The sequence below is a fragment of the Arthrobacter cheniae genome (genome assembly GCF_003602275.1).
In the GTDB taxonomy this organism is placed as follows: Bacteria; Actinomycetota; Actinomycetes; order Actinomycetales; family Micrococcaceae; genus Arthrobacter_D; species Arthrobacter_D cheniae.
In genome coordinates this window covers 38790-50801 of record NZ_QZVT01000010.1, presented here as the reverse complement: position 1 = coordinate 50801, position 12012 = coordinate 38790, and the positions used below count along the sequence as shown (strand labels likewise).

Here is a 12012-nt window from a genome sequence, read left to right as displayed (position 1 = left end):
TCGACTTCGGAAACTGACACTGGTGTTATTTTCAGTACATATCTGCACAATGAGCCGCGGGTTCTCGGCGTGCAGCCGAGTGTTGAGCACTAATCTTTCCGTACTCCTCTGCACAAATGTCGTTTTCGCTTATTACTCCTCTGCACAATAAGGAGTAGCGGGGTGAACGCGGAAATCTGTACGCCTTGGGAGGTCCGGCATATTGACCATGTCGGAGGGCGCCTGGGATAGCGCGGAGGCAACTTCTGTGATGATCCCGCCCTCGGCAGCGCAGCCGATCGTCGGCGAGGCCGAGGTTAAAGCGGCTGCACCGTCCCACAGATCGCTTCCATTCCTGCGACACGAAAGGGCTTTGCAGGCGAGTACTGAAATTTGTGCAGACGAACTCTGAAAATGACACCCGGGTAGCGATCAGCCGATAGAGGAAGGGGTAAGGGTAGATCGGCGTCAGTGTGCTGGATTACAGAACCTCGACCCGATGCGTGTGTAGGGTGGGCGGCTCATGCGTCATCCACTTCATTCAGGAGACTATCGTGCGGCTACGAACCTTACTCGCCCCAATGAGCATCGCCGTCTTGGCGTTGCTCGCTCCGAGTCCGGCTTTTGCAGACGCGGAAGGCGCCCCCCGCACCAGTTCCAGCGCCAGTGCCCATGAGGTCCATCGCATTAATGGGGCAGCCGTGAGTTCTCTGCCGGATGACCAGCGTAGGCTGTCGGTTGAAGGCAAACTCGGCAGCGACGGTGTGGCCGCCGGACGCCTGTCCTTCACACATCACAGCCCGTCGGGGCTATCCCAATTCACAGCCCGGGTCACATGCCTGGAGTTCAATGACGGCCAGACAGAAGTCAGTGCAACCATCACCAAGGGTGAGACAGCCGCCGGCGTTGTCCTCGACGGCAAGATGGTAGCTTTCACCCTCGACACAGAAGGTGTGCAGAATTTCTCGCTCCCCCAGATCGGTCCCGGAGCAGCTAGCTGTGGGGGTGGCAGGGTCGAAATGGTCCCCGTGACCCAGGCGGGCTTCCACGTCCGCTGATTCGTTCGCGGTGACCTGCGTCGAGTAATGCTTGGGGCTACTGTGGCAGTCGCCGATGAACAGGTTGCCGGGCTCTCGATATCCCCCAATCCAGAGGGACTTCAAGAAAAACAGCTAAACGGTCTGACAAACCCGATAGGAGCACCTGTGGCCTACATTCTTAGCGGCTAGCCCGGAGATGACGTGAATTAGGCGATCCGATGGGCATGGTCGCGGTACCCGCGCGTGGCCTTGGCCCGGGCGCTGGCCTAACGGTATCCACCGCTCCGTGCTCGGTCGCGTACCTGTGCAACCCGGCTGGTGGATGGGGCCCGGCTTTCTGGCGGTGCGACAGGAAGCCGGTGGCGGGGACGGCCGTCGGAGTTCATAGGACACCGGAGACATTGACCGTCGACATAGTCGGAGACCTCGGTGCAATTTGGGGCAAGTGATAGGTTTCCACCGGCCAGCGGCAGTGTGGATGGGCGGTTGTCCATTAGACGAGCCCAATAGAGGAACTGTGCAGCTAGCTACCGGGCAACGGCGGTGGCTGGGGTCGGTTCGCGTTGCCAGGGCGGTGCGCTGAGGAGGAAGACCGTGGCGGCGATCATCACGCCGGCGGCGAAAATGGTGTCCAGATGAGTAGACAGTACAGTGCCGTTGTACATGGTGACGCCGACCGCCAGCAGTGATCCTGCCAAAAGGATAAGCGCGATCCATTGCTGGCGGCGCAATCCCACCAAAACCAGCAGGGCGGGGACTGTGTACCAGATCATGCTCGCCGTTCCCATCGAATTGATCTGACTGATCACACTGCCACTGCCGGGTATCGCGGCGACCACTGGGCGGAAGAACATCGAAGCGCAGTGCAGGATCAGCCCCAGCACACCCACGACCGTCAAGCCAAGATCCAGGGGGGACAACCGTCGTACGACCCGTGCGGCGGGCAAGCCGGGCACCACCAGTCGAAGGACTAGCAAGGCAGCGGCGACTCCAAGGAGGGTCAGGACAAATGATGTGGACATGAACCCACTTTAAAGGGGCACAGCCAGCCGAAGTGTGTCCTAGATTGCAGAACTATCCCCCAGTCAGACCTACCGTCATCGATATCAGCGGTGGAGTACAGCGACGAGGAAGGCAATCCCATGACTGCACAACACAAGCCAGCATCGGCGACGACCGTTTCCCGGGATAGTAGAGCTCCATCGATGTCCGTGCGGGCGATGGCCGGACTTGTCGGGGGACTGGCCGGTGGGGCCGTCTTCGGGATCCTGATGGCGATGATGGGCATGCTGCCCATGATCGCTTCCTTGGTCGGTTTCACATCAGCCGGCGTCGGATTCGCCGTCCACCTGGTCATCTCGATCCTGATTGGACTCGCCCTAACGATCCCCGGGGCTGCCCTGCTGCAGGGAAGCCTGATGAAAAGTGCTTTTGTGGGCGCCCTTTATGGCGCGTTGTGGTGGGTGTTGGGGCCGCTGCTGATTATGCCAGCGATGATGGGGATGCCGCTGTTCACCCTTGACGGGGCCTCCGTCACCTCGTTGATGGGTCATGTGATCTATGGGCTTATTCTGGGACTGGTCGCAGCGATGATCATCCGTCGCCGTCGATGACAGCTGCCGGGTTGAACGCCGCATGCTCTACCACGATCCTGTCCGCGGCAACGAGGCCTTCAAGAGTGTGGGCACCGCACGAACAAGAGGTCGAAATATTGGCTGAAACAGGGGAGCCCTTCAGTTGCCTGAACGCTGTGGAGCTTTTCGCTGACCTGACCACCGAAGATATAGCCGCGCTTGACCGGACGTCGCCGCCGCGGCTGTTCCATAGCGGGGCACTTGTCTTCAGCCAGGCCCAACCCGTCAGCGCACTGTTTATCCTCAAAGCGGGCAGGATCCGCATTTTCCGGGTAGCCGAAGACGGCAAGGCCCTTACCATCGCGATCCTGGAACCGGGAGCCGTGTTCGGCGAGATGCTCCTGGTGGGGCAGCAGATGTATGACAATTATGCCGAAGCCATCGAAGACTCGACCGTGTGCCAGCTCAGCGCCGCAGACGTCGAGGAACACTTCCTTTCCAACCCCAGGATGGCGGTCAAAATCTCGCGTCTTCTGGGCGAGCAGGTCGCCAGGCTCGAGGAACGCCTGGCGGACATGGCCTTGCGTCCCCTCTCCGCACGCACGGCCGCGACATTGCTTAAACTCACCGAGGCAGCCCCGCGCAGCAGGTTTACACAATCCCAGTCAGTGAAACTGACCCACGAGCAACTCGCGGGACTACTGGGGGCAACACGCGAAGCAACCAGTAAGACCATGTCCGATTTCGCAACCCGCAATCTGATCCGGCAGGGCAGGGGACGCATCATCATCGAAGACCCTGCGGGGCTTCGAAGGACCTCCCGCACTACCTTCTAATCAACCCTGTTACGACTGACCAGCCCTGTTCCGGCAAGACGGGAAACGATCACATTCCGCAGCGATACTCGCTGCCATCTGCCGTTTTTCCGTTAGATCCAACATCAAAAGGGATTCCTATAACCCGCGTTATCATCCATTCGGCCGAAACACCCCACCGCAAGCCGCAATGAACTCAGCAGTCTCGGCCAGAAGCGCGGGAAAGTCCTCACCATTGACGGTTCGATGGCCTACTCACCCAAAGTTCTCCAGCCATAGGTGGCCCTTCAGCCAGGTCATCGGCGACTATGGGACCTTCAATATCCGGACCAGGGAAACCATGGCACTGGTAGTGGACAACGTGGATGATAACCACGCGGCACACCGGCGGACCAATCATGAAGGTGTAACTGAACTGACGATTCGCCGCTGGTAAGGCCACCATCAGCCCTGTCAGCTGGGTGTGTCAGCTGCGTGTGTCTGCTGGACAGCCGCGCGTGGGTCCGCTTTGGTCGCCACCGCCTTCCAGTGCCTTACCGGGAGGGGCTGTGTGTGAGTGGTTTTGGTCGCCGGAACCGCTGTCGGGACGAAGGTTCAACGGATCGCGGCCCGGAGCAGCTTAATGTGCGTGGTTCGTATCGCCGTAACCGCAGCCTGGTCTTGGCCTCGGCCAAGGCGGCGGTCACACTAAATAGAGTCATGATCAAAGTGAGCAGTACGAGTAGCGAAGTCCGTGACGGTGATCATCGCCTCCTCCGCCGTTGCTGCTTCCGTTATAGCCGACCCCGGAGCGGGGGCAGCGGTGGGGCTTCCGCTGATTCCGATGCCGCGGCTTAGCTTGCCGCGCTGGTCGCCTTTGACGTGCTGAGTTCAGCAGCAGACTCGTACGCAGTGGTGCTGGTAAGGACCGCGGCGAGCATCAGAGCAGATACTCCGTAACGTACCTTCATGGTGAGTCTTCCCAGGATGATCAGTTTGCGAACAGTGGCTGGGCTGTCGGGCATGTTGGCTGGTGTAGTTCTGGCGGCGCACGGTGTAGGTTCCATCCGCTGCGGCCAGCAAGACGAATTTTCCACCCAGAGCAAGGAGAGTCAATTCGTTAATTCCCCTGTTCATGGCTCCCGTGTCAGCCAGATTAGCTGTGGGCGTCGGGGCGGACGCTGGCGTCGGGGCCGACCAAGATCATCGCAGGGTACATGGGGTCGATGGTTCCTGCGATGGCTAGTGCTAGTCCGAGGAAGAAGCTTGGTGCCACTGCCAGGATCGTAAGCGAGATGGACCATGCTGTGTAAAGGCGCATGGCCCGGATCCTGTTGGACGAGCAGGTTGGCCACTGCCAGGTGGCTAGTCTGGTTGGGTGATGAGTGTGGCGTAGATGACGTAGTTGTCGTCGAATTCGCCGGTGTCGGGGTCGTATCCGTCGCAGGTGATGAGGCGTAGTTCGGATCCTGTGGTGTTGCCGTACACGGTTTGGGTGGGGAACTCGTTTTTGGGGTATTGCTCGCCGCGGTCAAAGGTGAACGTTGCGGTACTGCCGTCGTCGCGCAGCACTTCGATGGTGTCGCCGGTGGTGAGGTCACGGAGGTCGGCGAAGATGCCGGGTCCGCCGTCGGTGGCGTTGACGTGTCCGAGGAGGACAGCGGGTCCGCGTTCTCCGGGGGTGGGTGACTGGTCGTACCAGCTCGCGGGTGCGCCTGGCCCGTCCGGGGGAACTTCCAGGGATCGGTTGTCCCGCAACCCCGTACTCAGAAGCTCCGATTGGGCGCCAATCGAGGGAATGGAGAAGGACACAGGCGCTGACGCTGGCAGGACTGCCGGCTGTTCCGGTGCGGAAGCTGTTCCCTGCACCGGCACCGGGGCTGGTGTTGGGGCGGTGTTCGCTGCTGGCGGTGTTGCCGCGGTTGAGGGGTCGGCTGCTGATGACTGTGTTGCCGAGGGTGCAGCCGAAGTACCAGTACCAGTGTCATTGCCGGTGTTCGTGTCGGCCGACGTTGAGCAGCCGGTGAGGAGTAACAGAGCGACCGCCGCAGACACCAGGTGGTGTTTGCGGCGGTCGCTGGGTGAGCTGATCATCAAATTTCTTTCCGTGGTCCGATCAGTTCATGCTGCTGATTCCGCCAGGACTGCTGTTTCGTGCTGTTATCCGTTACGGTGCGGATGGGTTGGTGCTGGTTGGTTATGCGTTGTCTGCTACGCGGCGGCGGACCATGTAGGTTCCGCCGGCTGCTGCTGCCAGGACCAGGCCGCCACCGAGGGCGATCATGCCGGTGTTGGATCCGGTTTCCTGGGCGACACCGGTGTCGGCGCCACCGTTAGGCATGGCACCCATCTGGGATGCCACGAGGGGTCCGCACAGTGCGGGCGAGGTGGCGCCGAGAGGGAGCTTGGGATCTAGGTCGCTGGGGGAGTTGAAGGCTTCTTCGGTGCCGGTGGCGGTGGCGGGGTCCAGGCCGTGGACGACGACGACGGCGGTGCCGTCTTCGAGGGCGGCCTTGGTTGCGGCGTCGAGGGTGATTTCACGGTCGATGGTGTAATTTCCGCCCTGGCCGCCGAGCGCGAGGTTCAGGCCCTCAGCGGGGGTGGTTGCACCGGAGGTACTCAGCGTGGTCTGGATTGCACCGTAGGAACCAGAGCCTTCGGTGGTACTGACGATGCCGTCGCCGTTGGCGTCATTAGCGGGGGTCGGGCATTCGCCCTTCGCGCCGCCGTGGATGTGCTGGACGTGGGGGTACGGCGCATCCATGAACGTCTCAGCGAGGCCGGAGACCTGCAGGTTGACCTTTGCCTTGTCGCCGGTGACATCAACGGTGATGCTGCCGGAACCAGTGGTGCCATTGAACTGGCCCAAGGTTGAGGAGTAGGACTCATCTGCTGCTAGGGCCGGCGACGATGCCATGGCCAGGGCGCCAAGGGCGAGGGTCGGTACTGCCAGGAAACGCATTGCCTTGTTCATGAAATTTATATCCTTCACTGTGCGGCGAGAACGAGTCCGGGTCCGGACGCGCACTGACTGTGATTCGGAGCACTACGTTGCGCGGATGGCTCCCCCAGAAAACCAATACCTACCAGAATGTTCCGGTGCGTCGTTGTGCCTTCCTCCTACCGGCTCACCATAAGCACCCCCGGCGCACAATAGAAAGCCTAGTTAGGAGAATGATCAGGGGTAGACGGTGAAAAAGGTTGATTCAGCGCCGCGCGTACGCTTTCCGCGCGCCTGCATGGGGTGTCGACCATGGCTAATCATGAAGCCACAACCGTGATAGGCGCACCGTGACAGGAACACCGGAACCGAGGCCGGGACTTTCAGAACGCTCCAGTGGCGTACTTGACCGAGATGCCGCTGGAGTAATGATGCGGGCGCCGACCGCGTGTCGACAGAGGATCCCGGATTTTTTGTCAGGGTGCTTGTCCAGGAATTTCACAGGTCTAGCCTGTAGGGTCGTGTTATCTTCATGTGCGATGAGGATTGACCCGGTCCGCCGGGTCCGAGCGTCGGCGAACATCCAAGGGCCTCCCTTCCGATGTTCGCCGACGTTTCTTCATTTCCCTTACGGCCGCAGGTGAGGGATTCCTTTCCTACCTCACTAGATACCGCCCTCCTGTCGATCTTTTCCATGGGGGCGGAACAGGTTGTCCTTCTTGCGGGCTCAGCACGGAATGACCAGAACAAGGGCTTTCAGGCTCACCCTTGGTTGTCCGAGTGGCGACCCTTTTGGCGGGTTTCTCCATTGGGGACTTATGTCGGTCAGCCACCAGTCTCTCGCCACAGACGATCAGGTCCAGTTGTGAAGGCCGCCCTCACTGATGCCTAGCTCAGCGGCTACGCGGCGGCCGGGTTTTTCGACCGGACCAGCGACTGCCCGTGCGCGGAATGCCGGTGGGTAAAGTCGTGGCATATCGATCAGCCTCCAGCAGAGGCCCGAAACTCGCACCATTGCGGGATTCAATCCCTGAGGCACGTCAAGGAGTCAGCTAATCCGCGGGCAATCCCTGATCCTTGACTAGATGTCTTCGCCTACGTAGAGGCAAGGTTGATGGCGAGAGCGAGAGCGCCGAGGCCAAGCAGCGCGACGCAAGCGGCAAGAATAAATAACGGCCAAGCACCGAACGGCGTATGCGGCATCGGAACCTCACCACGGTGAAAGGCACGATAGCGCCGTTCGGACGTAACCCACATCAGTGTCGCCCCGATAACCCCCATCAAGCCTGCGCCGGCCCATAGCGGATTGCCGAGGAGCTCTGGGAGCAACCGGAAGGCCACCAGCGAACCCAGTGCCACCGACAGTGCGGTGCGCCTCCAAGCCAGTGCTGTTCGCTCCGATGGCAAACCAACATCGATGAGCTCCGAACCTGCGTTCAAGTTAGGGCTCACGCCAGCACGGTCCCGATGATGACGCACACCCCGGCAGCGCAGATCAGGCCGGTGATGATGAGCCCCGTGATGGAGCTGGGTAGAGAGTGTTCATGGCGCAGCGCCCGCTCGGTACCCCGCCAGCCGAACCATGCCTGAAGTGGGGCTGCAACCCCGGCTGTGAGCAGCAGGAAAGACGCCGCTAACCGGAATCCTGGGTGGAGACCGAGTCCAAAGACTTCAAGGGCCACGCCTCCGGCAATCAGGGCCAGCGCTGTACGAATCCAGGCGAGGAACGTTCGCTCGTTGGCCAGCGTGAATCGGGGGTCGGGGTCTTCGCCAACACTGAAGAGCTTTCGTGGGAATCGCTTATCAGTCATGCAGATGTTTCCCAACAGTTCGGCTCACACTCCAATCCTATGAGCGAGCCACAGGGGTGAGTGACACCACCCAATCTATTGAAGCTGTCCGATGACCAGTTGATCAGGGGAGGCCCAGGACGGTGAGCTGATAGCGGAGCTCACCCTGGCCGAGGTGATTTGCAGCCTGGCGCCGCACTTCGTAACGGAGGTAGGTGGTGGTGAACTGGCGCGGAAGGAGCCTTGTCAGCGCACAGCGGAGAGCCAATTGTTGGCGGTGATACCCCGGAAAGTCTCCTCCCTGGTCGCGGTGGATAGGTGCCGGTGGCTGTGCTTCAACGCCGGCAGACGAATTCCGGGCATGTTATAAGCAGGATTTCTGAGCTGAAGGGTTGAGTCGTCCATGATGGTGGGCAGCCCCTCCGATTGGTGCTCGGCCTCTGGCCGTGGAGGGGGCGTGCCTTACGTCACCGGTGGATTTAGAGCCCGAAGCCACACCATCCAGAGCAGCTGAGAGACCTGCCTTCATGACGCTGCAGCTTCCCCCGGACCCCCTGTCCGAAAGGGTGCTAATGGCAGGACCGATGGAAGGGAACAGCATCATGACACTCGATCGCATCCACACCAGCCACGCGGGTTCCTTGCCCCGCACACCGGAACTCATTGCAGCGAACGCGGCCAGGACATTCTCCAAGGACGGCTTCACCCTGGAACGCGGGCCCGAATTTGACGGGCTTCTCGGGAACCAGTACCTTCCCGGCGGGAAGGCTGATGTCCTGGAACCTGATTTGGTCCTCGGGCAGCCCTTCGAGGGCGTAGTTCAGGGCGTCGACCCGGATCTGCGTGAATCGCTGGTAGTCCTCGATGCTGGGTTCCGGATTGATCTGGTCCCAGTTCTCGGCGATGGACGGGTCGTCGATCTGGACGATCAGCCCTGCGTCGACGATGGCACGGTATTCCTCGCGCAACACATCGGCCCACGCATAGATGAATTCCTCCTCGCTGGCGTAGTAATCGTTGCCGATCCTGCTTGCGGACCCGGGCGAGAGGGCCGTGATGAACCCGGTCGGAATGTTCGCAGTCTCCAGGCCCGCTTTGAGGTTCGCGATGTCGCTGTCCAGCGCGGCCTGCCCGGTATAGGAGATCGGACCCGTCGCAGAGGGGAAGGCCGTAGCGTTCCTGCCGATCTGGATTCCGCTCTCGGGATCCTGGTAGGCGGAGGCGAAGCGGGTCCAGTCACGCCGGTCGGCGAACGAGGTCAATCTGATAGCGCCGGGTTCGCTGCGGACGGGTTCGGCGAGGATCGGGTCGAAATCCGTCAGTTCCAGACCCGCCGTGCGCTGGAAGCTGTAGGTCCACCACGCCCCGTAATCCTCGGCGTTCGACATCGCCTTGCCGTACTCACCGTCACCCGGGATGGTGATTCCCAGGTCCTTCTGACGCTGAACGAGGTCCACCACCGCTGCGGTGTCGTCTAACACGCGACCAACGTCGTCGAGCATCCGGAACTGGTGTCCCAGCGCATCGAGCGCTTCGCACGCCTGGTGGGCCGTGAGAACGTCGTCGCGGGCACGGACTGCGGGTTGGGCGGAAGAATCCACCCGCAGATCGCTGCCGCGAAGCTCGAGACCTTGGGCCGCGGCGCGAGGATCGCGTCGAACAGGCTTTTCGCCCGCTCCGCCACGGTGGTCTGGCCGCCCGTACAGAGCAAGACGGAGGGCAAGGCGAAGGACAAGACAAAGGACAAGTAGGGGAAACACCAACGGGACGACACATCGATGATGTCTCGTCCCGTTGGTTATAAGGAGTGCCGGCTTCAGGTGGCTGCGTCAACCGTAAGTGGCCCCGGCTGTCAGTGGCAGGGGCCGCCGGTCAGCTGGTGAGCACGTTCTCCTGTGCCTGTGCCTGTGTTTGCTGGTAGGCGCTCCAGGCGGTGTAGCTGCCGTCGAGTTCAACGACGTCGTAGCCTGCCCGGCGGAGGGCACTGGCAGCGACGGAATTGCGGAGCCCGCTCTGGCAGTAGCTAACAATGGTTCCGTCGGTGGGGAGTTCGTCGAGGTGCCACATGACCCGGCCGCCGTTGAGCTGGTGCGCTCTAGGAACATGCCCGCTGGTGTGCTCGGTACGGTTCCGGACGTCGAGGATCATCGCCGCGTCGACGTTTACGAGGTCGGCGGGTTGGATGAGGGCGGGCGTGGTGGTGGGGAGCCCGTCGATGCTGGTGACGTACCCGGCGACCCGATCGATGCCGACCCTGACGAGGTGGTCCCAGATCTCCTGTGCCTGGTCTTGTCCGGTGGCGAGCAGGACCAGCGGGTTCTTGTCCGTCTCCGGGTTCACAACCCACGCCCCATAGGTCGCGATCGCGGCGCCTGCGGGGATGTTCAAGGACTTCTCCACGGTCCCGGCGTGGACCTCGTTCGCTGTGCGGGTGTCGATGAACGTCAGCGTGTCTGCGGCGAGACCCCTGACCACCTCGTCCTGCCCGAGTTCGGTCAGGGGCGCACGCTCTCCCATGATGGCGGGGCCGTCGCGGTTCTCGCGCTTCATCCGGCCGAAGTAGGCGTGCGCGTCGGGCTGTCCGTCGAGGAGCTCGTCGATGAAGCCCTGCTCGTCGTTCGCCGCCAGATACGGGCCCCACCAGGAGTAAAGCCGTTCGTAACCCACGGTCGAGGACGGGATCGCACCGAGGGCTTTGCCGCAGGCGCTGCCGGCACCGTGGGCGGGGTGGACCTGAACGTGATCGGGCAGGGTCAGGAACTTCTCCTGCAGGCTCTTGAACAGCTGCTTCGCACCCTCGAAGCGGGTATCAACGCCGCCTGCGGCTTCATCGAGGAGATCCGGGCGGCCGAGGTCACCGGAGAACACGAAGTCACCCGAGAGCAGGTAGCCGGGCTTATCGCTGAACGCGCCGTCGGTAACGAGGAAGGACAGGTGTTCGGGTGTGTGTCCCGGGGTGTGGGCAGCCTGGATGCTGATATTGCCGACGGTGATCGCGTCCCCGTCGAAAAGGCGCGTGGCGTCGAAGGCGTACTGCCAGTCCGGTCCGCCTTCGCCGGAGACGTACATCTCAGCCCCGGTCGCCGCAGCCAGTTCCCGGGTGCCGGAGAGGTAGTCGGCGTGGATGTGGGTTTCGGTGACGGCCACGATTCTCATGTTGTTCTTCGCGGCGAGGTCCTGGTAAACAGCGATGTCACGTCGGCTATCGACTACGACCGCCGTCCCGTTGGCCTGGCAGCCGATCAGGTAACTGGCCTGGGCGAGGTCCTCGTCGTAAATACGCTCAATCAGCATCTGGTGTTCTCCTTCATCGATTCGGGGATCTGACACCCCACAGGAAACTACTTCTAATACCCTAGGGGGTATCTTTTGGTCTCCATCGTAATACCCCATGGGGTATGCATGCAAGGCAGGTGGTGCGACCGCCGACCCGTGCGTGATCCTACAAAAAGAGGGGGTGCGTGCCCGGACCCGGAGCAGGACAAATCCGGGTACGCACCTGGTCGGAAGGAGGCCGGCCTGTGCGGTGGCAGCGCTGGGGAAAGCACTAAGTAGGAACGGACCGGGCACGGGTTTGCGGGCAGTGGGTGGCTCCGTGCTGAGCTAGCGCCGCTTGAAGAGCCGCTGCAGGAAGCTTAGTGACGCTGGTGGTGCTTCATGTCCGGCGCATCGTTGTGCTCGGGGCACCCCGCGGAGCACCTGGTCGACATGCTGTCCACAGCCCGCCCATGTCGTCTTCCCGCACGTCTTACAGATCACAGCACGACACATGATGACTCCTTTGATGGCAACTCGTACACGCGCCTAACCTTATACCCCCGGGGGTATGTTTGTCGACAGGTGCCCCAATGTTCAGTAGGACAGGACAGCCCTTCGGATCATCCCTGACACTGG

At 61.6% G+C, this 12012-nt stretch carries 10 protein-coding genes and 2 pseudogenes; 4 read left to right on the top strand and 8 right to left on the bottom strand.

Annotated elements, in window-relative coordinates; genetic code table 11:
* Positions 1-680: 680 nt before the first annotated feature.
* Positions 681-1037, top strand: a complete 357-nt coding sequence (locus tag D6T63_RS15810; RefSeq protein WP_147394401.1) for a hypothetical protein — start codon at positions 681-683, stop codon at positions 1035-1037.
* A gap of 509 nt (positions 1038-1546) precedes the next feature.
* Here the strand turns inward: D6T63_RS15810 and D6T63_RS15805 are convergent.
* Positions 1547-1918 (bottom strand): hypothetical protein, encoded by a 372-nt coding sequence (locus D6T63_RS15805; protein WP_120150016.1) that lies wholly within the window; start codon positions 1916-1918, stop codon positions 1547-1549.
* Positions 1919-2161: 243 nt separating this feature from the next.
* Between D6T63_RS15805 and D6T63_RS15800 the strand changes: the two genes are divergently transcribed.
* On the top strand, positions 2162-2632 hold the full coding sequence (locus D6T63_RS15800) for a hypothetical protein (RefSeq protein WP_235830795.1): 471 nt from the start codon (positions 2162-2164) through the stop codon (positions 2630-2632).
* A 137-nt stretch (positions 2633-2769) separates the two neighbouring features.
* Complete coding sequence (locus tag D6T63_RS15795) at positions 2770-3429, top strand: Crp/Fnr family transcriptional regulator (RefSeq protein WP_235830794.1); 660 nt, start codon at positions 2770-2772, stop codon at positions 3427-3429.
* A 1114-nt stretch (positions 3430-4543) separates the two neighbouring features.
* Here D6T63_RS15795 and D6T63_RS19330 read toward each other — a convergent pair.
* From D6T63_RS19330 to D6T63_RS15770, 6 genes and pseudogenes are all read right to left on the bottom strand, one after another.
* Complete coding sequence (locus tag D6T63_RS19330) at positions 4544-4708, bottom strand: hypothetical protein (RefSeq protein ID WP_182977050.1); 165 nt, start codon at positions 4706-4708, stop codon at positions 4544-4546.
* Positions 4709-4752: 44 nt separating this feature from the next.
* The gene (locus D6T63_RS19840; RefSeq protein ID WP_235830793.1) at positions 4753-5199 is read right to left on the bottom strand and encodes a class F sortase; all 447 of its coding nucleotides are present in this window, start codon (positions 5197-5199) and stop codon (positions 4753-4755) included.
* Positions 5200-5584: 385 nt separating this feature from the next.
* Positions 5585-6361, bottom strand: a complete 777-nt coding sequence (locus tag D6T63_RS15785; RefSeq protein ID WP_120150013.1) for a CHRD domain-containing protein — start codon at positions 6359-6361, stop codon at positions 5585-5587.
* Between the two features lie 1062 nt (positions 6362-7423).
* Positions 7424-7780, bottom strand: coding sequence for a DUF202 domain-containing protein (locus D6T63_RS15780; protein ID WP_235830792.1), 357 nt, complete (start codon positions 7778-7780; stop codon positions 7424-7426).
* Complete coding sequence (locus D6T63_RS15775) at positions 7777-8139, bottom strand: YidH family protein (RefSeq protein WP_120150012.1); 363 nt, start codon at positions 8137-8139, stop codon at positions 7777-7779. Before D6T63_RS15775 ends, D6T63_RS15780 begins: the two co-directional genes overlap by 4 nt.
* A 758-nt stretch (positions 8140-8897) precedes the next feature.
* A pseudogene (locus D6T63_RS15770) lies at positions 8898-9587 on the bottom strand (epoxyalkane--coenzyme M transferase); the annotation flags it as partial.
* 9 nt (positions 9588-9596) lie between these two features.
* Here D6T63_RS15770 and D6T63_RS15765 point away from each other — a divergent pair.
* A pseudogene (locus tag D6T63_RS15765) lies at positions 9597-9785 on the top strand (epoxyalkane--coenzyme M transferase); the annotation flags it as partial.
* Between the two features lie 205 nt (positions 9786-9990).
* On the opposite strand, the gene D6T63_RS15760 reads toward D6T63_RS15765, so the two are convergent.
* Positions 9991-11412, bottom strand: a complete 1422-nt coding sequence (locus D6T63_RS15760) for an MBL fold metallo-hydrolase (RefSeq protein WP_120150011.1) — start codon at positions 11410-11412, stop codon at positions 9991-9993.
* Positions 11413-12012 lie beyond the last annotated feature (600 nt).

Excerpts from the sequence above, each read along its gene's own strand:
- D6T63_RS15800 (WP_235830795.1), top strand. The coding sequence starts at position 2,162 with ATGACTGCACAACACAAGCCAGCATCGGCGACGACCGTTTCCCGGGAT.
- D6T63_RS19330 (WP_182977050.1), bottom strand. The coding sequence starts at position 4,708 with ATGCGCCTTTACACAGCATGGTCCATCTCGCTTACGATCCTGGCAGTG.
- D6T63_RS15785 (WP_120150013.1), bottom strand. The coding sequence starts at position 6,361 with ATGAACAAGGCAATGCGTTTCCTGGCAGTACCGACCCTCGCCCTTGGC.
- D6T63_RS15775 (WP_120150012.1), bottom strand. The coding sequence starts at position 8,139 with ATGACTGATAAGCGATTCCCACGAAAGCTCTTCAGTGTTGGCGAAGAC.
- D6T63_RS15760 (WP_120150011.1), bottom strand. The coding sequence starts at position 11,412 with ATGCTGATTGAGCGTATTTACGACGAGGACCTCGCCCAGGCCAGTTAC.